The organism is Flexivirga lutea (assembly GCF_054778955.1).
In genome coordinates, this window is the sequence record NZ_BAAGZB010000001.1 from 229,430 (window position 1) to 251,435 (window position 22,006).

Here is a 22,006-nt window from a genome sequence, read left to right on the forward strand (position 1 = left end):
GTGGGGGTCAGCCGGCCATGAAACAGCCGAGCACGATCAGGATCACGCTCAGCACTCCCAGTGCTGCGCGCAGTATGCCGGCCGAGCGACGGCCGCGTCGGATGGCGGGGACAGTGGCTGGGTCCTCGTCCGCTTGCAGGGCGGCGTGGCGCAACCGGGTCATTCGCCGCGCCTGTTGGACCGCGACCGCCAGCAGGATGACGAGCAGCGCGGCCACGACCAGGCTGATGATCAGCGCGGCGTCCCAGGGGTGGTTGCGTGCCACCACCGCACCACTCGCCAGGGCGATCACCAGTGCCGGTGTCCCGACCCGCAAGTAGGAACGGCCGAGCGTGCGGAAGAACGCCACGCGCTGCGCGGCGTCCAGCGTGGTCGCGGCGGTGCGGGCGACGACAGCGATGGCGACGTAGCCACCGATCCAGACGCTGGTGCTGAGGACGAGGACCGTCACCAGCAGGCCATGACCCAGGTTCGACATATTTATGACAATAAACGATTGTGAAAAATCGCCGGCGCCGGGTGCGGCCGACACGTGTGGCGCCGATCGTTCAGCGCGCGGGAAGCACGGTGACCTCGGGCGTTGCATCGGCCAGGACGGACAACGTCCCGAATCGCTCATAGGCGCCGCGTGCCGTCGCCTCCTGCACCGCCAGCGATCCCGCGGCTACCGCGCAACGGAGCGCGTCCTGCTGCGAGGCACCGGCGGCGAGGCGTGCGGCGAAGACCCCGCCGAAGGCGTCCCCGGCGCCGGTGGTGTCGACGACGTCGACGACCGGTGCGATCGCGCGCAGCGCCCGGCCCGGGCTGCACAGGACCGCTCCGCGACGGCCGAGTGTGGTGACGACGGTGCGGACGCCGCGCTCGAGCAGCGTCCGTGCAGCCCCGATCACCGCCGCGTCGTCCGCCGCATCCAGTGAACGCCCCGACACCTCCGCCAGCTCGTGCTCATTGACGAGCAGCGTGTGGCAGCGAGCGAGCAGATCGTCGGGAAGTCGTTGTGCGGGAGCGGCATTCAGCACGAAGGTGTCGGCCTGCGTGGCGGCGCGTCGCACGACGTCGAGGGGGATCTCCAACTGGCAGAGCACGATGTCATCCCGCTGCACCGGCAACGGGTTGCCAGACCATCGGTGGTTGGCTCCCGGCACGACCAGGATGGTGTTGTCGCCGGACGCGACCGTGATCCAGGCGCTGCCGGTCGGCGCGCCGGTGACGCGTGCGACGGTGCAGCAGTCGACACCTGCCCGGTCCAGCTCCTGCAGGGCGGTGTCACCCTCGGCGTCCGCACCGACCACGCCGACCATGATCACGTCCGCGCCCGCATGTGCAGCAGCCGCAGCCTGATTCGCGCCCTTGCCACCCACCGAATGCGTCAACGAACCGGCGAGCAACGTCTCCCCGGGCCGTGGGAAGCGATCCACGGCGAGCGTGTGGTCGACGTTGATCGAACCCACCACGGCGACCCGTGCGGCCATGACTGCTCCACTCCTCGCGATGATCGGACGACCAGCCCAGCGTATTGATCCGACCGTCGGGCTGTGCGTTCCGCCGGCGTGTGCTGAGGTGGAGGTATGACGACAGACAGCTTCACCCTTGCCGGTCATGACATCCGCCGCATCGGTTTCGGTGCGATGCAGTTGCCCGGGCCCGGCGTCATGGGCCCGCCGCGGGACCACGACGAGGCGATCGCCGTGCTGCGACGCGCGGTCGAGCTCGGCGTCAACCACATCGACACCGCCGCGTTCTACGGTCCCGAGGTCGCCAACCGCCTCATCCGGGAGGCGCTGCACCCGTATGCCGAGGATCTGGTGCTGGTGTCGAAGGTCGGCGCGCGCCGCGACGACGAGGGTGCGTGGCTGCCGGCGCAGGCGCCCGAGCAGCTCAAGCGCGACGTTCGGGCGAACCTGGACCAGTTGGGCGTCGACAGGCTCCCGGTCGTCAACCTCCGGGTCATGCCCGAGCAGGAGATCGGGGCGGAGAACTATCACCCGCTGGAGGAGCAGCTCGCCGCGATGGGTGAGTTGGTCTCGGACGGCCTGCTGGAGGCGTTCGGGGTGAGCAACGTGTCACCGGCCGAGGCGCGCACGGCGATCGACGCCGGAGCCGTCTGCGTGCAGAACGCCTACAACCTGCTGCATCGCGACGACGAGGCCACTCTGCAACTGTGTGCGGAGCGCGGCGTGGCCTACGTGCCGTTCTTCCCGCTGGGATCGGCGTTCCCCGGCATGCCCAAGGTCACCGAGGACCCGCGGGTGAAGTCGCTCGCCGACAAGCTCGGCGCCACACCGTCCCAGATCGGGCTCGCCTGGCTGCTGCGTCGGGCCGGCGTGGTGCTGTTGATCCCCGGCACGTCGTCGGTCGCGCACCTGGAGGAGAACACCGCCGCGGGACGGATCGTGTTGTCCGACACCGAGGCCGCTGAGCTGGAGGGCCCGCTGGCCGCCGAGTGACCCAGTGGTTGCCCCGCGGTCCGATCAGCGGTCGCCGCGCGGCGGCCAGGGCACGAACACACTTGTCTTCTCGCGGTATTGCGCATACCCCGGGCGGTCGGCCATCGCCTGCTCGGCAAGCCGCACGCCGCTGCCCCAGACCAGCAGTCCGACCATCACCACGGGCGACACCACGGTCAGCGCACCGGGCCAGGTGGCCGCCGCAACGAGGAAGACGCCCACCCACACGCAGGCGTCGCCGAAGTAGTTCGGGTGCCGCGACCACGCCCACAGACCGGTGTCGAGCACCGCCGGCCGCGGATCACGCGCCTTGTACCGCTGCAGCTGACGGTCCGCGACCGCTTCGATCACCAGACCGGCTGCTGCAAGCAGGATGCCCGCTGCGGACAGCGCCCAGAGTCCGCCACCCGGGTCGGCGGAGACGGCGATCAGCTGGATCGGCAGTGACACGACCCATTGGAGGACGCCCTGCAGGCCGAAGACCCGCAGCACCATCGCGGTCGTGCTGCGGCCGCGCGCCATACGTTCGTAGCGGGGGTCGTCGCCGCCGTGGCTGCGCGAACGAGCCCAGACGTGCGAGCCGAGGCGCGCGCCCCACACCGTCACCAGCGCCGCGACCGCGACCCGGCGCCCGATGCCACCGTGGCCGGTGAGCAGGCCGAGCACCGCGACCGCGGCGAAGCCGGGACCCCACACGACGTCCGCGACGGCCCACCGGCTGACCCGGACCGACCACAACGCGGCGGCAGCCTGCACGAAGGCCAGCAGCACCGCGCTGGCCAACGCCATCCAGGCGAAGTCACCCACGCGGGTCGCTCCAGGTGGCCGGCCGTTGCGCCGGCAGCGGACTCGGCCCGCGGCGGCTGCGCACCGCCACGATCTGGTCCACGCCCATCCGGCCCTCCTCGAAAGCCAGCAGGCCGCCCGCCAGGTAGAGCTCCCAGACGCGGACCGTCTCGGCCGGCACCAACTGTGCGATGGCCTCGCGGTGCTGCTCGAACCGTGCCTGCCACGACCGCACCGTCCATGCGTAGTGCTCGCGCATCGCGTGCACGTCACGCACCTCCAGCCCGGCCTGCTCGAGCAGTTCGATGGTGTCGCCGACCGGACGCATCGTCATGTCCGGCGCAATGAACGCTTCGATGAACGGGCCGCCGCCGGGGTGCCGACCGCGCCGGCTCATCTGCTGGACCAGGATGCGCGCGTCGTCGGTCGCCGCGTCGTGCAGCACCCGCGCGTAATCGGGGTAGCCCTTGTCGCCGGCGTGCTCGCCCATCTCCAGCGATGCCACGGCGTCATACCGTCCGGTGACGTCGCGGTAGTCGCGCAACTCGATCGTGACCCGGCCCTGCAGCCCGCGGTCGTGGATCCGCCTGTCGATGAAGGCCTTCTGCTCCGCGGCGATCGTCACACCGGTCACGACCGCGCCGTAGTGCTCGGCCGCGTGCAGGCTCAGGGCCCCCCACCCGCAACCGACGTCCAGCAACCGCATCCCGGACCGCTGGTCGAGCCCGATCTTGCGGCACACCAGGTCCAGCTTGTCCCGTTGCGCATCCTCCAGGGTGTAGTCGGCGGTCTCCGAGCCGCCGAGATCGCCGCGGGTCACGTAGGCGCACGAGTAGGCCATCGCGTCGTCGAGCACCAGTCGGTAGAAGTCGCTGTCCACGTCGTAGTGGTGATGTATGACGTCGCTGTCGCGCCGGCGGGAATGCAACCGTCCGCGCACCCGGATCTGCGAGGCCGGCGGCGCCGGGCGCTTGCCGATCCCGCCCGCGGCGATGACACCGCGCAGCGCAGCGGCGACACCGCGCGGACTCAGCGGCCGGCCGGCCAGGCCGCGATCGGCGCCGACCCGACGGACGTGCTGCAGCATGTCGGTGACCGGGCCGTCCAGCTCGAGGTCCCCGGCGACATACGCCTGGGCAGCCCCGAGTTCGCCCGGATGCCAGACCAATCGGCGCAGCGCGTCCGGGCCGTTGAGGCGAACCTCTGGTCCCTCGCTGCCGGCCGTGCTGCCGTCCCACGCGGTCAGCCGGATCGGCAGATCGCCGCGCAGCACCGGACGCAGCGCTTGCTGGATCGTGTCGGCGACACCCGTCGCCCGCACGTCGGTCATCGGGTCTCCTCCCGGACGAAGGTCAGCTGGTGCACATCCAGATAGCCGGCCCGGAAGCCGCCTTCCGAATACCGCAGGTAGAACTCCCACATCCGGCGGAACGTCTCGTCGAAGCCGAGTTCGGCCAGTTGCCAACGGTTCTGCGCGAAGCGGGCCGCCCACTCGTCCAACGTCCGCGCGTAGGAGTCGCCCATCGCGAGGTCGTCGACGATGCGCAGCCCGGCGCGGGCCGCGGCGGTCTCGATCAGCTCCAGGGAGGGGATCGCGCCACCGGGGAAGATGTACTTGTGGATCCAGGTGTAGTTGCGATGGGTCTGCAGCGCACGGTGGTGCGGCATCACGATCGCCTGCACCGCGGCACGTCCACCCGGACGCAACACCGTGCCGATCTGCTCGAAGTAGGTGTCGAGGAACTCCAGGCCGACCGCCTCGATCATCTCGACGGACACCACCGCGTCGTACCGGCCGCTGACGTCCCGGTAGTCGCGCAGCGAGACGTGTGCCCGGTCCGCCACCCCGGAGCGGTCCAACAGGTCATTGGCCCACGTCTGTTGCTGCACCGACAGGGTGACGCTGTCGACCGTGGCGCCGCGTTCGGCCGCGCGCAGGGCCAGGCCGCCCCAGCCGGAGCCGATCTCCAGCATCCGGGTCTGCGGCCCGACGGCCGCCTCGTCGAGCAGCCGGTCCATCTTGCGTCGCTGCGCGGTGGCCAGGTCGTCGCCCGGGCCGTACAGCGCCGACGAGTAGCTCATCGTCTCGTCCAGGAAGCCGGCGAACAGGTCGTTGGACAGGTCGTAGTGGCGCTCCACGTTGCTGAGCGAATTGGCGCGCTCCGGCCGGTCGCCGGCGGGCTGCAGCGGCAGGATGACCGAACGCAGGGCGCGCAGCGGAGCGGGCACGAGACGTTCGACGCCGCGCGCGAACTGCTCGATCAACGGCGCGAGATCGTTGCTGTCCCATTCTCCGGCCAGGTAGGACTCGCCGAAGCCGATCAACCGGTCGTGGCCGATGCGTCGCATCAGCGCGTCGGCGTCGTGGACGACCATCGTCGGCGCATCCGTGCGCCGGTCGCCGCCGAACACCGAGCCGTCCGGCATGATCACGCGGATCGCCAGTCCGGACACCGCTTGCCGGAAGATTCGCGCACCGATCCGTGCGGCGATCGCGGCGTGCGCGCCGCGGGGGATGCGTGCCACGTCCGGCCAGCGTTCCGGGTCGATCGCAGCCGCCGCGGTGTGGTCGCGCTGCGCGGGTTCGTGCGGTGACGGGGGCAGCGGTGTCCCCAGCGGGCGAGCGAATCGGTCGGTGGTCATGACAACTCCTCGTGGGATGTCGGTCGGGGTTGGATCGGCAGGCGGCGGGCCCACAGGTAGATGCCTTGGATCCGGATCCGCGCCGAGACGAGTTGGGCTGACAACGGCAGGTGCGCTGCCAGCGTGAGGTGTTCGCGCCACGTCGTCGGCCGCTTGCCGGACCAGGACGTGACGAACGGCGCCTGTCCCGGCCGGTGCAGTGTGACGTGGATGTCGAAGCCCTCGGTGCCCGGCCGGGGGAGCGACATCGTGTAGCTGCCGGACATGTCGTTGAAGGGCGAGACGTAGAGCTCCTTGCCGACGCTTGCGCGGCCGCGCTCGTCGGGTCGTATGACGTAGGCGTGCCGCTCGCCGTACGTGTTGCGCACCTCGGCGATCACGGCCACGACCGGGCCGTCCGGTGAGGTGACCCAGTAGAGGGTCAGCGGGTCGAATGCATGCCCGAGGGTTGCCGCGCCACTCAGCGCGGTGATGCCGCAGTCGCGCAGATCGAGGCCGTTGCACTGTGCGAACGCTTCGATGTTCGCGCGCCAGGAGTCGGTCGTGCCCAGGTGGTCGCCCGCCCGGAACTTCACGAAAGGCCGCTGCCACCAGGGGATCCCGAGACTCGGGTCGGTGTCGGTCAGTGGGGTGACCCAGCTGCAGGTCCGGTAGGTGAAGTCGTGCCGCAGCGGAGTTGTCCGGACGTGGCGGACCGTGGCGAGGAACGGGGTGGCGGTCACCAGCGGCCGCCCAGCGCTTCGGCCGCCCGCAGGCCGGACAGTGCACCGTCCTCGTGGAACCCCCACCCGTGATAAGCGCCGGCGAACGCCAGGCGGCGTTCGTTCAGCCGCGGCAGGCGTGCTTGGGCGGCGACGAACTGCGAGGTGTAGAGCGGGTGTTCGTAGTCCATCTCGGCCAGCACGGTGTCGGGGTCGACGTGCTCGGCGCCGCCGAGCGTGACCAGGACCCGTCGGCCGCCCGGGGTGGGCAGCCGCATCAACCGGGTGATGTCGTAGGAGACCAGCACACCATGTTGTGTGCTCGTCGGCAGCCGGTAGTTCCACGATGCCCGCGCGGCTCGCGCCGGCGGCAGGACCGACGAATCCGTGTGCAACAGCGCCGGATTGCGCGAGTAGCGCATCGCGCCCAGCACATCGACCTGCTCCGTAGTCGGTGACTTGAGCATGCCGAGCGCGGTGCCCGGGTGGGTGGCGATCACGACGCCGGTGAAGTCGGCCTGGTCCTGATCGGTCAGCAGCGTGGCCGCCTCCGTGCGGGGTGCGACCGCGCGCACCGGGGTGTTGCACACCAGCTCGATGCGTGGATGGGCGAGCACGGCGTCGACATACGTGCGCGACCCGCCGGTGACCGTGCGCCAGGTGGGCGAGCCGGTGACCGTCAGCATCCCGTGGTGCTGCAGGAAGGTCAGCAGGCTGCGCGCCGGGTAGGACAGCGCATCCTGCGGATCGCAGGACCAGACCGCGGCGATCACCGGGCGGGCGAAGTGCTCCAGGAAGTCGTCGGAGAAGCGCTGACCCGCAAGCCAGTCGCCGATGGTGATCAGTGACTGGTCGTCGGGCGAGTCCAGCAGGGCAGTGGCGGAGCGGTGGAACCGCCGCACTTCCAGCAGCATCCGCAGGAACGCGGGACGGCGCACTGTCCGGGGATCGGCGAGGATGCCTCGGACGCCTTGGCCGCCGGCGTACTGCCAGCCGGTGCGTTCGGAGAAGACGGACATGCTCATGTCGGTGGGCTGCGTGGCGATGCCGAGCTCGTCGAAGAGCCGGCAGAGCGTCGGGTAGGTGCGGTCGTTGTGCACCAAGAAGCCGCTGTCCACGGCGACGCTGTGCCCGTCGCCGAGGGCGACGTCGTGGGTGTGTGCGTGACCGCCGGGCCGGGTGTCCGCCTCGAAAACGGTCACTCGCGCCGTACGAGCCAGCGCGTGCGCCGCAACCAGGCCGGAGACACCGCTACCGACGACTGCGAAATGGTCCGCCACCGCATACCTTCCGACGAGGATCTCTGGTCAATGGTGGTTCGTAGCGGACCGCCCGGCCGGATGGGTCCGGTCGGGCGGTCGCGCGGTTGGTCAAGTCCGGTCAGGGCCGGTCAGGTCATCGTGACGGTGGCGATCGGCGCGGTCGTCGGGTGCTTCGAGCCCCCGCTCGGCTCGACGGTGACGGCGGCCGCCTTCGCGCCGGTGATGCTGCCCTGCAGCAGCGTCGCCTTGCCCGGTTGCAGCAGGCCGGCGCTCACCGGCCCGTCGGCGGTGATGATCCAGGCCTGGTAGACCTTGCCGGCGGACGCCGGGGGCACGCCGCGCAGTGTCGCGACGGCCTTGCCCTCGGCGGCCGAGGTCACCATCACCAGGGAGCCGTCGCCGGCCGGTGCGGTGGCCCGCTGTGCGTCGGAGGCGTGCTCCACCTGCTGGATCGCCGACACCGTGGTCGGCTGGTTATCCCACGGGTGGGTTGCCACGGTGATGCCGCCGCCGATCACGACGACCGCCGCCGCCGCGGCGAGCAGGAATCGTCCGGGGTGTCGCCGGGTCCGCTCGCGCGGCGCGAGATGCGCGGCCGGAGCCTCCGGTCGCGCCCCCTCAGGGGTGTCCGGCGGCGCCTCCTGCGGCAGCCGGGATACGCCGGCGAGCACCGCGTCACGCAGCCCGGCCGGCGGAGCGACCGGCTCGGCGAAGGATGCCAGACCGGCTGTCGCCTCGCGCCATTCGGCAACCTCGGCGCGGCATTGCGCGCAGCGTTCGAGATGCTGGTCGGCGCGCCGGCGGGACAGGTCGTCCAAAGCGTCCATCGCGTAGTCGATGGTGTCGATGTGTTCCTCGCTCATGATTCACCTCCCAAAGTTGCGCGCAGTCTGAGCAGCCCGTCGCGGATGCGCGATTTCGCTGTGCCTAGTGGTATGTCGAGCCGTTTGGCCACCTCGGCATGCGAAATGCCTTCGAAGTAGGCCAGTTCGACCGCCTCACGCTGGACTGGCGACAAGGTGCTGATCGCGGCCCGCACGGCTTCGGCGCGCAGTGTGCCGTCGACCTGTTCGGCCGTCGAGTCGTATGCCGGCTGCCCCTGTGACGTCAGGTATGCCGTGTCGCGTTGCCGCGCCGCGTCGACCGAACGCACCCGGTCCACCGCCTTGCGGTGGGCGATGGTGAACAACCAGGACAACGCCGAGCCGCGGCCGGGGTCGAAGCGCGGGCTGGTCCGCCAGATCTCCAGGAACACCTCCTGGGTCACCTCTTCGCTGATCGCCCGATCGATCAGCACACGACAGACGAGACCATGGACGCGTGCTGCCGTCGCGTCATACAACTGCGCGAAGGCAGCCTCGTCACCCTGACCGACCTGCCGGAGCAGGTCGGCCAGGACGGGAACGTTGCGGACAGCCACGCCCCCCATTCTTACCTGCGGGTGGTCCGCGACAAGCAGCGACATGGCGTCAACTCCGCACAGCGGTGCTTACTTGCCCATCAGCACGGTGTCGATGATGTAGACCGTGGCGTTCGCGGTCTGCACGTTGCCACACACGACCTGCGCGTTGCCGTCCACGGTGAACTTCTCGCCGGACCCGGTGACCTTGATGGTCGTGCCGGCGAGCGACTTGTGGTCGCCGGCCAGTTTGTCGGGGCTCAGCCGGCCTTGCACGACGTGCCCGGTCAGCAGAGTGGTCAGCTGCTTCTTGTCGGCCAGCACGGCGTCGAGCTGCGACTTGGGCAGCTTGGCGAAGGCCGAGTTGGCCGGCGCGAACACGGTCAGTGCCGGCGCGCTGTTGAGGGTGTCGACCAGTCCGGCCTTCTTGACCGCGGTCACCAGGGTGGACAACGCGGGGTTGTTCGAGGCGGCGGTGGCGACGGGGTCCTGCGCCATACCGCTGAACGAGCCCTTGCCGCTCTTGGGGACGCTCGAGCACGCGGGACCGAACGGCTTGGAGGCGTTCATCGCGCCGCCGCCCATGCTGGAGCTGCTGCCGCTGGAGGGCATCGCCGAACCGGACATGGCGGAACTCGACATCGAGCTGGCCGCCGCACTGCTGCCGCCGCCGGACCCGCCGGAGCTGGACGAGCCGCACGCGGTCAGGGACGCGGCCAGCAACGCTGTGGTCGCGAGCGAAAGGGTGAGACGGGTCTTCATGGAACTCAACTCCTGCGAGTTGTCGGATGTGGTGAGGACATTGGTGATTCGGAGCTACTGGCCGGTTGGATGGGTCGGTTCGTTCGGTTCTTTCGTTCAGCGGGGTCCGTCACTGCACGACGAAACTGCGCTCCTCGATGCCGCTGGAGCCGCTCGGGAAGACGCCGGCACGGCGCGAGGTCTGCACCTGGTGGTCGCCGTAGATGACCCGTGCCCGGGCGTTGTGGGTGCCCTTCTCGGTGGCGTGCCACGCGTAGTACCACTGTCGCCAGTAGTCGACGTTGACCTGCGGGCCCATCGTCGCGTCGTGCCATGGTCCGCCGTCGATGCTCACCTGCACGCCGACCACACCGCGTCGCTGCGCCCAGGCGGTGCCGCCGATCACCACCCGGCCGGCCTGCACCGAGCCGAACGACTGGGGCACGTCGATGCGAGCGGTCGGTTTGATCTCGCCCTTGGTCGTCCAGCCACGCTCGGTCCAGTAGGCCTTCTTCGCCGCATAGGTCGTCACCGTCAGCCGGGTGACCCATTTGGTGCAGCCGAGCATGCCGTAGAGGCCCGGTGTGATCAGGCGCGCCGGGAAACCGTGGCTACGGGGGAGCGGCTCACCGTTCATCGCGACCGCGAGCAGGGCGCCACGGTCATCGGTCAGCGCGCCGAGCGGTGTGCTGATGGTGAATCCGTCGAAAGAGGTGCTGAGCACCTGCAGGTCGGGTCGGCTCGGATCCTTGACTCCCGCGGCCTGCAACAGGTCCCGGGTCAGCACCCCGCGCCACGTGGCGCCACCGGCGTAACTGCCGCCGACCTCGTTGCTCACGCAGGTGATGGTGATGTTGCGCTCCACGAGTGGCCGGCGCAGCAGTTCGGCATAGCTGATCTCGTACGGGTGTTCGACCTCGCCGTCGATCCGCAGGGACCAGCGGGAGGCATCCAGCGAGGGCACCGCGAGTTCGGTGTCGACGCGGTAGAACTTCGAATTCGGGGTGCGCAACGGCGTCACGCCGGGCACCTTGCTCTGCACGCCCTGCGGCAGGTCGGGTGCCGGGTCGGCGGCCGCCGGGATCTGTACGTCGACGCCCGACCGTGAGTCGTTGAGCCGTTGCGCGGCACCGAAACCGACCGCCGCTGCGGCCGCGGTCACCCCGGAGCCGACGACGAAGTCGCGCCGGCTGGCCCCGGTCGGCACGCGGTGCAGGGACGGCTGCCGGTCCAGCCACAGCAGCAGCACCAGGATCGCCAGCGAGACGACCCCGGCCGTGATCGTCGGAATGAGGTCGGCAGTGCGGGCGAACGGGCGGTTCAGCACCGCCCAGCCGGCGACTGCCAGCATGGCCAGCTGTATGACGATGCCCAGCAGCACCCGGCGCCGCGCTGCCAGCCCGGACAGCACCGCCACGATCAGGACGACGACGGTGACCGACGACAACAGGACGAGCTTGTCGTGCGTGCCGAACTGGCGGATCGCCCAGTCCTTCAAGGACGTCGGCGTCCGGTCGATCACCGCCGAGCCGACCGCCAGCACCGGGGACGTGGCCGGGTCACGCAGCGCAGCGGCGAACTGGCCGATCGCGAGGCCGGCAGCGACCGACAGCAGGCCGGCGAGCGCGGCCCGGAGACGCGCGGGGAGAGCATCCTTCATGCACGTGGTTCGGCACGCCACCGGACCACGGATGGGTCGAACTGTCCCCGCGCCGGGCTCAGCCCCGCCTCAGGGCCGGCTCCGGCGGTGTCCGTGCGGCGTCACTCGAGGGTCGACCGGATGGCCGCCAGCACCTGGGCGTCGTCCGGCGTCACCTGCGGGCTGAAGCGCTGCACGACGTTGCCGTCGGCGTCGATCACGAACTTCTCGAAGTTCCACTGGATGTCACCGGACCGGCCGTCCTGATCGGCTGCCTCGGTCAGCGACCGGTAGATCGGGTGCCGGTCGGCGCCGTTGACCTCGATCTTCTCGGTCAGCGGGAACGTCACGCCGTACGTCGCGCTGCAGAACTCCTGGATCTCCTCCGCGGTGCCCGGCTCCTGGCCCGCGAACTGGTTGCACGGGAATCCGATGACCGTGAATCCTGCGGACTCGTAGTCGCGCTGGAGCGCCTCCAGGGCGGTGTACTGCGGCGTCAGCCCGCACTTGCTGGCCACGTTGACCAGCAGTGCCGGCCGGCCCTGGGTGATGTCGGAGAGTGTGCCGGTGGTGCCGTCGAGACGGGCGATGGTCTGCTCGAGGATCGTCATGGGCTCAATGTATGCCGACGGTCTCGCGCCCGGTGGGCGGCGCCGCCTCGACCGCCGCCGCGGGGGTATGACGGTTCGCGCGGGTGAGTGCTCCGGCGAGAACGCCGCCGGCGACGCCCAGCAGTCCGGCGACCACCGTGGTGAGTCGGAGGCCGTCGGCCGAGGACAGCCGCACCAGGTGTTCGGTGACCGCTCGCATCCCCGCCGGGACGTGCGCGACCAGCAGGCGTGCCTGGCCACCCGCGACCGCACCGGCAGCGTCGGAAGCGTGCGGAACGGAGTGCGCGGCCAGGTCCGACTGGATGCGGGCTGCGAAAAGCGTTCCGAGCGCGGCGATCCCGACGGCGAAGCCCAGTTGGCGGGCGGTGTTCACGGCGCCGGCCGCCATACCGCCGCGTTCGTTCGGAACCACCGACATCGCGGTCGAACTCAGCGCCGGGGAAGCGAGCCCGACGCCGACGCCGCTCACCGACAGGCCCAGCACCAGCGCGGTCCAGGTGGCACCCGGGCCGTGCAGCTGCACTGCGACCAGCAGACCGCCGAAGCCGGTCAGCGTGATGCCGAGCCCGATGGCGACCCAGCTGCGCGCGCCGTGCATCCGCCGTCCCACCGTGGCGCTGGTCAGGAACGCCGTGATCGCCATCGGCAGCGTGGCCAGTCCGGCCGCCACGGGCGACATACCGCGCACCGACTGCATCCAGATCGACGCATAGGTCAGATACGCGAATGCGGCTGCAGACAGGACGAATCCGGCGATCAGGCAGCCGGCGAAGACAGGATGGCGCAGCAGACCCAGATCGAGCATCGGCTGCGTCAGCCGGATCTCCAGCGCCACGAACGCGAGCAGCATCACGGCCGAGCCGGCGAACGCGGCCAGCACGCCTCCATCGGTCCAGCCCTGTTCATTGGCGCGGATGAGTGCATACGTCAGTCCGGCCGCGAAGAGGGTGAACGTCGCGATGCCGGCCGGGTCCAGCGGGGCGCGGCGACGGGCGCCTACGGGCAGCACCAGGAAGCACAGTGCGACGGCAGTCACTGCGAAAGGCAGGTTGACGAAGAAGATCCACCGCCACGACAGGTGCTCGGTCAGCAGACCGCCGGCGATCGGACCGATGGCCGCGGCGGCGCCGGAGACGGCCCCCCAGATGCCGTATGCCGTGCCCCGGTCCTTGCCGGTGTAGCTGGTGTTCAGCAGAGCGAAGGTGGTCGCGAACATCGCTGCGCCGCCGAGTCCCTGGACACCGCGGGAGGCCACCAGCACGCTCGCGTCACTGGCGACTCCGCAGACCGCGGACGCGATGGCGAAGAGCGTCAGGCCCGCGACATACATGGTCCGGTGGCCCAGCCGGTCGGCGACCGACCCGATGCCGAGGAGGAAGGCGGCGAGTACGAGGGCATAGATGTCCACGACCCATTGCAGCGAGCTGAAGCTGGTGCCGAGGTTCACGGCCATGTCCGGCAGTGCGACGTTCACGATCGTGACATCGACGAGCAGCATCAGCGTGCCGATGCAGATCGTGGCCAGTGGTAGCCATTTGCGCATGAGATATCTGTCCTGTCAGTGATAGTGCGGTCGTGCTGTGAGATGACGTTCGCGGGGCCCGGGAATCGGCACCGACGATCGACCACGAGAGTCCACCGCTGGTGGAAGATGCGCCAGCCAGGAGGTGGTTTGCGTATATTTCCGACATGAGACCGACTGATTCGGCGGAAACCATCACGACTGATGCGTTGGACTTCAAGATCACCCATTGTCTTCAGGTTGCCCCGCGTGCTTCCTTCGCCACCATCGCGACGGTGCTGGGTGTCTCGGAACAAACCGTGGCGCGGCGCTACCGCCGGCTGCGCTCCGCCGGCGCGGTCCGCGTGATCGGCTTCGTCGACTCCTCACCGTTCGGTCGGCAGAACTGGGTGCTGCGACTGTTCTGCAGGCCGGATGCCGCGGTGACGTTGGGTACGGCGCTCGCGCGGCGTGACGACGTGCAGTGGGTCGCGGTGATGGGCGGCGGCACCGAGGTCATTTGCGTCCTGCGGCCGCGGACGCTGGATGCTCAGGACCAGCTGCTGTTGCGACAACTCCCGCGGACCGTGCAGATCACCGGGATCGAGGCGGCGAGTGTGTTGCACGTCTTTCGAGGTGCGACCACGCGGGACTGGCGGATCGGAGCGGACTTCTTGAGCCCGCAAGAGGAGGCATTGTTGTCGGCGGGTTCGATCACGCGCACCGGGCGAGTGGTCGAGTTGACGGCGCAGGACGACAGTCTCCTGCGCGCTCTGATGAGCGATGGTCGCGCGAGCTACGCCGAATTGCGCACGGCAGCCGGCGGCGACTCGACCGAGGCCCGAGTTCGCCGTCGGGTCACCGAGCTGCGGGAGGCGGGTGTGCTCTCCTTCGATGTCGACATCGACGACGAGTGCTTCGGCTTCGGTCTGTCCGCACAGGTCCTGCTGATCGTCTCCCCGTCCCATCTACAGGCGGTCGGGGAGTCGTTGGGATCGCACCCGGCGGTGCGCTTCTGTGGCGCGACGAGCGGCTCGGCGAGCATCACCGTGAGCGCCAGCTTCGCCGACTCCGAGAGCCTCTATCGCTTCGTCTCCGAGGACATCGGTCGCCTCGAGGGGGTCGCCCAGGCACAGGTGTCGCCGATCGCTCGTATTCTCAAGCGTGCCGGTGCGACTGTCCAACGCTGAGCATGCCGTGTATGTCGTCGCCGCCGAACCGGACTCAGGCTGCTGCGGTGTGGTGTCCGGGCATGCGCCCGGGTGTGAGGTCCCAGTGGACGCCGTCGGGTCGGACCTCGGCCGTGTAGCCCTGCCGGTGGACGGTGTGGTGGTGGCGGCTGCACAGGAGTGCGGAGTTGGTGGTGGAGGTGTGGCCGCCGGTCCACCAGGGGGTGAGGTGGTGGATTTCGCAGAAGCCGGGTGGTCGGTCGCAGCCGGGGAAGGTGCACCCGTGGTCGCGCAGGATGACTGCGGCGCGGATGGCTTTGGTGGCCAGGCGTTGTCGCCGTCCGACGTCGAGGGGAGCGCTGGGTCCGCCGAGGACGGCGGGGATGAGGTCGGCGGTGCAGGCGAGGCGGCGGGCGGCGCCGGCGTCGAGGACGTCCCCGGTGGTGGTGGTTGCCCCGTCGGTGCCGGTGGTCAGGGTTTCGAGGTTCATGGTGAGGAGGACGGTGGCTGCGGCGGCTTGGACGCCCTCACCGGTGGCGGCGCGGGCGCCGGCACCGACCAGGTCCAGCAGCGCGTCGACGCGGCGTTTGCCCGGGGACCGCTCGTCCCGCACCGACTCACCGTGCGCGGCGACCTGGCCGTTCGCGGCCTTGGGCGCGGGTTTCGCGGGGCGGGGTGCGGAGGTGGCCGTGATCGCGTCCTTGAGGATCGCGGCGTTGGCGGGTGCCAGTTCGGCCACCAGCCGGGTCATGCCCGTCGGTGTGGTGCCCCAGGACAGGGTTTCGACCCGTTCGAGTTTTTCGTCGCCCAGGGATAGTTGGTCGGGGGCGAACCGGGCGATGATCCGGCGGGTCAGCAGGGTGAGCCCGGCGCACCCCAGTCCGGGGTCGATCTGCAGGAACCAGCCCAGAACTTCGTCGCGGTCGGCGGTAGGGATCACCGGACCCACTTTGTCGGCCTGGGTCAGCGCGGTCCGGGCGGATTCCACCGAACACGACCCTTGCCGTAACGCGTGCGTGATGACGGAGTTCTGGCGGTGCTGGCAGGCGTCGGCCACTGCTGCCATCGTTCGGATCGTGCGCGGTTCGACCGGCACCCCACCGCCCTGTCCGTGCGCGGCCTGTGCGGTGAGGTGTCCGGTGATCCATTGGCTGGTGGTGGCCGCATCCGAGGGTGAGACGACACCCCGGTCGACCGCGTCGGCGGTCACCAGGGTCGCCACCTGCGCGGACCGGCCGTGCAACCGCAGCAGGACTGCGACCAGTTCGTCCTCCTGTGCGGTGCCGAGCTGGTGCACCGCCCCCGGCACCTCGTCCAACAGGTCCGCCATGGTGTGCAGCGCGGCCAACAACTCCGGTCCGCGACCGGGCGCCACGGGCGGCTTAACGTCTTCGGAACCGGTCACCATGTGGGAGAGCGTGAGAGGTTCGCCGGGCAGCTGCGAGTTGGCATACATGTCGCGAACCTCCTTGCTGGACAATGCTTTGGACGTATTGCATTCTGCTGCAGGGGGCGTGGGGAAACCTAGGGATTCATCGAACACACTTTCGGTGAAACGTATCGATGTGCACTGGATGGGAGACGGTGTCTGGAGAGAGGGCGGGTTCAACAAGCGCCGCCCCTCTGCCGAGACGCTGGCGTGGCTTCCGCACTCCATCGGTTGGGACAGTCGCGTCGTTTGCTGTCGCTAACCGGAAGTTCCTGCCGTCCCGACATACCACCGGCGACAGATCGGTCAGATGGCAGTCCCGACAAGACTGCCCACGCCATACGTGATCGCCATGGCCAGCAGTCCGCCGATCACGTTGCGCAACACCGCCGGCCGGGTCGGTGCCTCACCGAGCCGGGCACTCGTGGCGCCGGTCAGCACCAGCGCGACGGCCACCGCGAGGAAGCAGATCGGCACCCGCCAGTCGGGCATCGGCAGCAGGATCGCGATCAGCGGGATCAGCGCACCGATGGTGAACGCGACGAATGACGCCCCGGCCGCGTGCCATGGGTTGGTCAGCTCGTCCGGATCGATGCCGAGCTCTGCCTCGGCGTGCGCGCCGAGTGCGTCGTGCTCGGTGAGTTCATGGGCGACCTGCGCGGCGAGCTCGCGGCGCAGCCCCTTGGCCTGGTAGATCTGGGTGAGCTCCTCGAGCTCCTCCTCGGGCAGCTCGTGCAGCTCCTGCTTCTCCTTGCGCAGCATCGCGCGCTCGCTGTCGCGCTGTGTGCTCACCGAGACGTATTCGCCTGCGGCCATTGACAACGCACCGGCCACGAGGCCGGCGATGCCCGCGATCGCGATGTTGCTGCGGTGGGTCGTGGCGCCGGCCACGCCCGCCACGATGCCGGCGACGCTGACGATGCCGTCGTTGGCGCCGAGCACCCCGGCACGCAACCAGTTGAGGCGGCTGCTGAGCGAGTCGTCCTGCAGCTCGCCCTCGTGCGGCTCCACGGATGCGGTCACGAACTCACCTGCGCACCGGTTCCGCCGGCCGCTTCGGTGATCCGGTGGGCCAGCTCGATGTCGAGCTGGGTGATGCCGCCTTCGCTGTGCGTCGACAACGTCCAGCGAATGGTCGTGTAGGAGATCTCGATGTCCGGGTGGTGGTCCATGTCCTCGGCGTCGGCTGCCACCAACCGGACGAACTCGATCCCCGCGGCGAACGACGGCGCCTGGTACTCCGACCGGATGGCGTCGCCGTCGCGCGACCAGCCGTCCAATGCGGCCAACTGTCGGGTGACTTCTTCTTCGGTGAGCAGTCTGGACATGTCTTCGAGCCTGCCCTGTCCGGGACGCGTTGTCCACGCAGGAAAGGCTTCGATGACCGGCGGCTGGGCGCGCGAAGTGGGCGGGTCAACCGTTGAGGTAGGCGAGGACCGCCAGCACGCGCCGGTTGTCGTCGCTGGAGACGGGCAGGTCCAGCTTGCTGAAGATCGCGTTGGTGTGCTTGCTGATCGCCTTCTCCGTCACGAAGAGGCTCGCCGCGATGGCGACGTTGGACCGGCCCTCCGCCATCAGACCGAGCACCTCGCGCTCGCGGTCGGTGAGCCGGTCCATCTTGCTGCCCTTCGGACGGCCGGCGATGAGGTGGCGGACCACCGTCGGATCGAGCACCGTGCCACCGTCGGCGACCTGACGGACGGCTTCGATGAAGGCGCCGACGTCGGAGACACGGTCCTTGAGCAGATAGCCCACGCCGCCGTCACCGTCCTCCAGAAGCTCCCGGGCGTAGAGATTCTCGACATACTGCGACAGCACGAGTACGGGCAAACCGGGTTGTTCTCGGCGGGCGTTGATGGCGACGCGCAAACCCTCGTCGGTCAGCGTCGGCGGCATCCGCACGTCGACGATGGCAATATCGGGGGAGTGCTCCCGCAGCGCACGCACCAGGCTCGGCGCGTTGTCCGCGGTCGCGACGACGTCGATGTCGTGCGCGGCGAGAATGCGCTGCAGACCATCGCGCAGCAGCGCGTGGTCCTCACCGATCACTGCCCGCACGGCACCTCCATGGTCACGATGGTCGGGCCGCCCGGCGGGCTCGACACCACCATCGTGCCGTCGAACACCGCGAGCCGTCCCGCGACCCCTTGCATCCCGCTGCCGCGGCGGTCGGCGCCGCCGACACCGTCGTCGCCCACGACGAGGTGAATGACCTCCTCCGGACAGGTGATGCTGATCCAGCCCGCGGTGGCGTGGGCGTGTTTGCCGATGTTCGCCAGGCACTCGGCGACGCTGAAGTACAGTGCCGACTCCAGCGGCGGCGGCAGCTGCTTCGGCGGATGCAGGTCGAGCTCGAAGTCGATGGGCAGGTCGAGGGCGACGGCTCGCACTGCATCGGCCAGCCCTCGATCGGCGAGCACCGGCGGGTGTATGCCGCGCACGACCGACCGGATGTCCTGCAGTGCGTCACCGGAGTTGTCGCGGGCCTCCACCAACAGTCGTCGGGCGGCCTCCGGGTCCTTCTCAATGAGTTCGGCAGCCAGACCGAGATTCATCCCGAGCGCCACCAGCCGGGCCTGGGCGCCGTCGTGCAGATCCCGCTCGACCCGACGCAGTTCGGCGGCGGCCGCGTCTGCGCCCTGCGCACGTGACGAGGTCACCTGCTCGACCCGTCGGGCCAGCACTGCCTGCCGGGAGAGCCCGAGCAGGTAGGCGTCCAGGCCGAAGCGCCACCGCGCGATCGGTTTGACGGTGAACCACCAGAGCAGTGCACCGATGACGAACCCGGACGCCGAAACCGCAACCGCAGCAGAGGTTTCCGTCACACGTAGCGAGTCGCCGTACGGGGTGTCGAAGACGTCCGGCAGTCCCTTCCACAGGCCGAACCAGACGATGGACCAGATCGGGTAGCAGAACAGCGCGATGGTCAACACCGACAAGGTGAAGCCCAGCGTGCTGGACACCATCTCCCAGAGCAGGTCACGCCAACGGGCCGGGTCACCGGCCCACCGCTGCACGCGGCTGATGACTCCGAGGCCGCGGGTGTCGCGATATTCCTGCACCACGGGCTCTCGCAGCACGACCCGCGCCAGGCCGCGCTGGCCGATCGCGAGCAGCCGAGAGGCGGGAACAGCGACATACAGCAGCAGCAGTCCGACGCCCAGCGGAGCCGTGACCGTGCCGACCAGGGTGAGCACCAGCATGGCGAGCCCCGGGGCGGCCAGGAGTATGGCGACGAAGTGGGCCAGCATGATCTGCGGACGGTCGGCAGTGCGTTTCACGAGACCCATCCTTCCCTGCCGGAACCGGCCGCGCAGGCGGGCGAGCTCCACCGGTGGAGGTGGTGCTGGCCCCACCTCAAGTGTGGTGCTGCCGGCACTGACTTCTCCCTCTGGTGCGACAAGTGTTGACCACGGTCGGGATTCACCCGGCCGGAAGTCACAACAGGGAGGGGTCGCCACCGTGAAAAGGGCTGGGGCCACACTGAAAATCGCCCGCTGGAGCGTGCGCCACCCATGGCGCGCCCTCTGCACCTGGATACTCCTGGTGGTTGCGGCCGTCGCCTGCGGCGCGGCGATCTCCATGCACACCACCACCGCCGGCGACTACCGCGTCGGCCAGTCGGGAGCCGCCGCAGCGCAGATCGAACGCGCCGGCCTCGACGCCCCGGACAGCGAATTCGTCGTGCTGTCCCGCACCACCGGGGCGGCCGTCGGTCCCCAGGTGCGCACTGCCGCCGACCGGATCGCAGCGGACATCCGCGGCGACAGCCACGTGCTGCGCGTCGGGCAACCTGCGGTGTCACCGGACCGGAAGCTGATGATCGTCCCGATCACGATGAAAACCGTTGCGGACGGTAAGGACCCGGACATCAGCGGCATCACCCGAGCCGTCGGCGACGCGCAACCGCGGGCACCCGGTCTGGACATCGTCCAGACAGGTGACACCTCGCTGAACGACGCCATCAACACCCGTGTCGGCAACGACCTCGGCTCGGCCGAGCTGACCAGTCTGCCGATCACCATCGGCTTGATGCTGCTCGTCTTCGCCGCGCTGATCGCGGCGGGCATCCCGGTGTTCCTGGCGATCACCAGCGTTTTCGCGACCATGGGCCTGATGGGTCCGGTGTCGTTGTTGCTGCCGATGGAACCGACGGTGACCAGCGTCATCCTGCTCATCGGGATGGCGGTGGGCGTCGACTACTCGCTGTTCTATCTCAAGCGCGAACGACAGGAACGCCAGCGCGGTCTGCGCACCGCGGACGCGGTGGAGATCGCGGCGGAGACGTCCGGTCACTCGATCGTCGTCTCGGGTGTCGCCGTGCTGGTCAGCATGGCCGGCCTCTACGTCGTGGGCGACGTCACCTTCGCCTCGATCGCCACCGGCTCCATCCTGGTGGTCGCGTTCGCCGTGTTCGGTTCGCTCACGGTGCTGCCGGCGTTGTTGACGCTGTTCGGCGGCAAGGTCGACCGGCCCCGGATCCCGTTGCTCTGGCGGCTGTCGGCGCGTATGACGCCCGGTGCGGTCAGCGGGCGGGTGCTCGGCCCGGTGCTGCGCCGGCCGCTGGCCGCGCTGCTCGTCGGCGGTGCGTTGCTGCTCGGCCTGGCGGTGCCGGCGCTGGGCATGAAGCAGCAGACCAGCAGTCTGGAGTCACTGCCGCGAGACATCCCCGCCGTCCATGCTCTCCAGCAGATCGGCGATGCGTTCCCCGGCGACGGCCCGACCGCCGCCATCGTGCTACAGGGTGACAACACGGCACAGCTGCGCAGCGAGGCCAGCTCCATTGCGGCCAAGGCGATTTCGACCGGTCACTGGAAGGCGGTCGCGGACCCGGTCAAGGTCTCCGCCGACGGCCACACGGTGGTGCTGACCGTGGGCAGCAAGGCCGGCGAAGGGTCGTTTTCTGCGGGCGACGCGGTGCGCGCACTGCGCGACCACGTGCTGCCTGCGACCGTTCCGTCCGGCACGCAGTGGGCGGTCGGCGGCAGCGTGGCGGAGAGCTACGACCAGATGCAGCACCAGTCGGAGGGGCTGCCGAAGGTCCTCGTCGTGGTGCTCGGGTTGACGCTGGTGATGATGGCGGCGACATTCCGCAGTCTGGTCGTCGCACTACTGACGACCGCCCTCAACCTGCTGTCGGTGGGTGCCGCCTTCGGTGTGCTGACACTGGTCTTCCAGCACGGCTGGGCCGAATCCATCCTGCACTTCCATTCCACCGGCGGCGTGATCTCGTGGATCCCGATCTTCCTCTTCGTGGTGTTGATGGGACTGTCGATGGACTACCACGTCTTCGTGCTCAGCCGGGTCAAGGAGAAGGTCGACGCGGGCCTGCCGCCGAAACTCGCGGTGCGCCAGGGCGTGCAGGAGACGGCCGGTGTGGTCACCAGTGCGGCCGTGGTGATGATCTCGGTCTTCGCACTCTTCGCCACGTTGTCGATGGTCGAGATGAAGGAGATCGGCGTCGGCCTCGGCATCGCGATCGCGCTGGACGCCACGGTGGTCCGGCTGGTCGTGCTACCGGCGGCGCTGTCGTTGCTCGGTCACCGCGCCTGGTGGCCGTCACGCGGCACGCGCCGGATCGCCGGCCGGCAGGTGCCGCCCGCGCCATACACCGAGCGTGAGCCGGTGCGAATGGGCTGAGGTCGGCACACAGGACGCGAGCCGCCGAACAGGCCCCT

At 69.6% G+C, this 22,006-nt stretch carries 21 protein-coding genes; 3 read left to right on the top strand and 18 right to left on the bottom strand.

The genetic code is table 11. The features are described 5' to 3' along the window. Window positions 1-7: 7 nt before the first annotated feature. On the bottom strand, window positions 8-478 hold the full coding sequence (locus ACYVBN_RS01195) for a hypothetical protein (protein ID WP_460598963.1): 471 nt from the start codon (window positions 476-478) through the stop codon (window positions 8-10). A 70-nt stretch (window positions 479-548) separates the two neighbouring features. After that, complete coding sequence (locus ACYVBN_RS01200) at window positions 549-1,472, bottom strand: ribokinase (protein WP_460598964.1); 924 nt, start codon at window positions 1,470-1,472, stop codon at window positions 549-551. A 96-nt stretch (window positions 1,473-1,568) separates the two neighbouring features. On the opposite strand from ACYVBN_RS01200, the gene ACYVBN_RS01205 reads away from it, so the two are divergent. Further along, window positions 1,569-2,447, top strand: coding sequence for an oxidoreductase (locus ACYVBN_RS01205; RefSeq protein ID WP_440280724.1), 879 nt, complete (start codon window positions 1,569-1,571; stop codon window positions 2,445-2,447). A 24-nt stretch (window positions 2,448-2,471) separates the two neighbouring features. On the opposite strand, the gene ACYVBN_RS01210 is transcribed toward ACYVBN_RS01205, so the two are convergent. From ACYVBN_RS01210 to ACYVBN_RS01260, 11 genes are all read right to left on the bottom strand, one after another. After that, on the bottom strand, window positions 2,472-3,254 hold the full coding sequence (locus ACYVBN_RS01210; protein WP_460598965.1) for a DUF1295 domain-containing protein: 783 nt from the start codon (window positions 3,252-3,254) through the stop codon (window positions 2,472-2,474). Further along, on the bottom strand, window positions 3,247-4,563 hold the full coding sequence (locus ACYVBN_RS01215; protein WP_460598966.1) for a class I SAM-dependent methyltransferase: 1,317 nt from the start codon (window positions 4,561-4,563) through the stop codon (window positions 3,247-3,249). Before ACYVBN_RS01215 ends, ACYVBN_RS01210 begins: the two co-directional genes overlap by 8 nt. Beyond that, window positions 4,560-5,876, bottom strand: a complete 1,317-nt coding sequence (locus tag ACYVBN_RS01220; protein ID WP_460598967.1) for a class I SAM-dependent methyltransferase — start codon at window positions 5,874-5,876, stop codon at window positions 4,560-4,562. Before ACYVBN_RS01220 ends, ACYVBN_RS01215 begins: the two co-directional genes overlap by 4 nt. After that, window positions 5,873-6,598: a DUF1365 domain-containing protein gene (locus tag ACYVBN_RS01225; protein WP_460598968.1), complete on the bottom strand. Its 726-nt coding sequence runs from the start codon at window positions 6,596-6,598 to the stop codon at window positions 5,873-5,875. The genes ACYVBN_RS01220 and ACYVBN_RS01225 overlap by 4 nt, the downstream gene beginning before the upstream one ends. Beyond that, window positions 6,595-7,857, bottom strand: coding sequence for an NAD(P)/FAD-dependent oxidoreductase (locus ACYVBN_RS01230; protein WP_460598969.1), 1,263 nt, complete (start codon window positions 7,855-7,857; stop codon window positions 6,595-6,597). Before ACYVBN_RS01230 ends, ACYVBN_RS01225 begins: the two co-directional genes overlap by 4 nt. A gap of 110 nt (window positions 7,858-7,967) precedes the next feature. Beyond that, window positions 7,968-8,702: an anti-sigma factor gene (locus tag ACYVBN_RS01235; RefSeq protein ID WP_460598970.1), complete on the bottom strand. Its 735-nt coding sequence runs from the start codon at window positions 8,700-8,702 to the stop codon at window positions 7,968-7,970. After that, window positions 8,699-9,268 (bottom strand): ECF RNA polymerase sigma factor SigK, encoded by a 570-nt coding sequence (gene sigK, locus ACYVBN_RS01240; protein WP_440280736.1) that lies wholly within the window; start codon window positions 9,266-9,268, stop codon window positions 8,699-8,701. The genes ACYVBN_RS01235 and sigK overlap by 4 nt, the downstream gene beginning before the upstream one ends. A gap of 60 nt (window positions 9,269-9,328) precedes the next feature. Continuing rightward, complete coding sequence (locus tag ACYVBN_RS01245; protein ID WP_460598971.1) at window positions 9,329-10,000, bottom strand: fasciclin domain-containing protein; 672 nt, start codon at window positions 9,998-10,000, stop codon at window positions 9,329-9,331. A gap of 109 nt (window positions 10,001-10,109) precedes the next feature. Further along, window positions 10,110-11,639: a molybdopterin-binding protein gene (locus tag ACYVBN_RS01250; RefSeq protein ID WP_460598972.1), complete on the bottom strand. Its 1,530-nt coding sequence runs from the start codon at window positions 11,637-11,639 to the stop codon at window positions 10,110-10,112. A 101-nt stretch (window positions 11,640-11,740) separates the two neighbouring features. Next, window positions 11,741-12,229: a glutathione peroxidase gene (locus ACYVBN_RS01255; RefSeq protein WP_460598973.1), complete on the bottom strand. Its 489-nt coding sequence runs from the start codon at window positions 12,227-12,229 to the stop codon at window positions 11,741-11,743. A gap of 4 nt (window positions 12,230-12,233) precedes the next feature. After that, window positions 12,234-13,772, bottom strand: a complete 1,539-nt coding sequence (locus ACYVBN_RS01260; RefSeq protein ID WP_460598974.1) for an MFS transporter — start codon at window positions 13,770-13,772, stop codon at window positions 12,234-12,236. Between the two features lie 146 nt (window positions 13,773-13,918). Between ACYVBN_RS01260 and ACYVBN_RS01265 the strand changes: the two genes are divergently transcribed. Continuing rightward, window positions 13,919-14,920, top strand: a complete 1,002-nt coding sequence (locus tag ACYVBN_RS01265) for an Lrp/AsnC family transcriptional regulator (protein ID WP_460598975.1) — start codon at window positions 13,919-13,921, stop codon at window positions 14,918-14,920. A gap of 34 nt (window positions 14,921-14,954) precedes the next feature. Here ACYVBN_RS01265 and ACYVBN_RS01270 read toward each other — a convergent pair whose 3' ends face one another. From ACYVBN_RS01270 to ACYVBN_RS01290, 5 genes are all read right to left on the bottom strand, one after another. Further along, window positions 14,955-16,355, bottom strand: coding sequence for an HNH endonuclease signature motif containing protein (locus ACYVBN_RS01270; RefSeq protein WP_460598976.1), 1,401 nt, complete (start codon window positions 16,353-16,355; stop codon window positions 14,955-14,957). A 279-nt stretch (window positions 16,356-16,634) separates the two neighbouring features. Continuing rightward, window positions 16,635-17,351 (bottom strand): VIT1/CCC1 transporter family protein, encoded by a 717-nt coding sequence (locus tag ACYVBN_RS01275; protein WP_460598977.1) that lies wholly within the window; start codon window positions 17,349-17,351, stop codon window positions 16,635-16,637. Continuing rightward, entirely contained in the window at window positions 17,348-17,656 is a 309-nt protein-coding gene (locus ACYVBN_RS01280; protein WP_440284022.1) for a 4a-hydroxytetrahydrobiopterin dehydratase, read from the bottom strand. The genes ACYVBN_RS01275 and ACYVBN_RS01280 overlap by 4 nt, the downstream gene beginning before the upstream one ends. Window positions 17,657-17,741: 85 nt before the next feature. Continuing rightward, window positions 17,742-18,386 carry a response regulator transcription factor gene (locus tag ACYVBN_RS01285; RefSeq protein WP_440284023.1) on the bottom strand — a complete coding sequence of 215 codons (645 nt, stop codon included), beginning with the start codon at window positions 18,384-18,386 and terminating at the stop codon, window positions 17,742-17,744. After that, window positions 18,374-19,609 carry a sensor histidine kinase gene (locus tag ACYVBN_RS01290; RefSeq protein WP_440284024.1) on the bottom strand — a complete coding sequence of 412 codons (1,236 nt, stop codon included), beginning with the start codon at window positions 19,607-19,609 and terminating at the stop codon, window positions 18,374-18,376. Before ACYVBN_RS01290 ends, ACYVBN_RS01285 begins: the two co-directional genes overlap by 13 nt. 265 nt (window positions 19,610-19,874) lie before the next feature. Here ACYVBN_RS01290 and ACYVBN_RS01295 point away from each other — a divergent pair, with 265 nt between their 5' ends. After that, window positions 19,875-21,968, top strand: a complete 2,094-nt coding sequence (locus ACYVBN_RS01295; protein WP_460598978.1) for an MMPL family transporter — start codon at window positions 19,875-19,877, stop codon at window positions 21,966-21,968. The last annotated feature ends 38 nt before the right edge of the window (window positions 21,969-22,006 follow it).

What these genes read in the sequence shown, in the direction of transcription:
- sigK (WP_440280736.1), bottom strand. Translation starts at nt 9,268, where the DNA reads ATGGGGGGCGTGGCTGTCCGCAACGTTCCCGTCCTGGCCGACCTGCTC.
- ACYVBN_RS01245 (WP_460598971.1), bottom strand. Translation starts at nt 10,000, where the DNA reads ATGAAGACCCGTCTCACCCTTTCGCTCGCGACCACAGCGTTGCTGGCC.
- ACYVBN_RS01260 (WP_460598974.1), bottom strand. Translation starts at nt 13,772, where the DNA reads ATGCGCAAATGGCTACCACTGGCCACGATCTGCATCGGCACGCTGATG.
- ACYVBN_RS01215 (WP_460598966.1), bottom strand. Translation starts at nt 4,563, where the DNA reads ATGACCGACGTGCGGGCGACGGGTGTCGCCGACACGATCCAGCAAGCG.
- ACYVBN_RS01195 (WP_460598963.1), bottom strand. Translation starts at nt 478, where the DNA reads ATGTCGAACCTGGGTCATGGCCTGCTGGTGACGGTCCTCGTCCTCAGC.
- ACYVBN_RS01220 (WP_460598967.1), bottom strand. Translation starts at nt 5,876, where the DNA reads ATGACCACCGACCGATTCGCTCGCCCGCTGGGGACACCGCTGCCCCCG.
- ACYVBN_RS01205 (WP_440280724.1), top strand. Translation starts at nt 1,569, where the DNA reads ATGACGACAGACAGCTTCACCCTTGCCGGTCATGACATCCGCCGCATC.
- ACYVBN_RS01255 (WP_460598973.1), bottom strand. Translation starts at nt 12,229, where the DNA reads ATGACGATCCTCGAGCAGACCATCGCCCGTCTCGACGGCACCACCGGC.
- ACYVBN_RS01250 (WP_460598972.1), bottom strand. Translation starts at nt 11,639, where the DNA reads ATGAAGGATGCTCTCCCCGCGCGTCTCCGGGCCGCGCTCGCCGGCCTG.
- ACYVBN_RS01280 (WP_440284022.1), bottom strand. Translation starts at nt 17,656, where the DNA reads ATGTCCAGACTGCTCACCGAAGAAGAAGTCACCCGACAGTTGGCCGCA.
- ACYVBN_RS01235 (WP_460598970.1), bottom strand. Translation starts at nt 8,702, where the DNA reads ATGAGCGAGGAACACATCGACACCATCGACTACGCGATGGACGCTTTG.
- ACYVBN_RS01270 (WP_460598976.1), bottom strand. Translation starts at nt 16,355, where the DNA reads ATGTATGCCAACTCGCAGCTGCCCGGCGAACCTCTCACGCTCTCCCAC.
- ACYVBN_RS01200 (WP_460598964.1), bottom strand. Translation starts at nt 1,472, where the DNA reads ATGGCCGCACGGGTCGCCGTGGTGGGTTCGATCAACGTCGACCACACG.
- ACYVBN_RS01265 (WP_460598975.1), top strand. Translation starts at nt 13,919, where the DNA reads ATGAGACCGACTGATTCGGCGGAAACCATCACGACTGATGCGTTGGAC.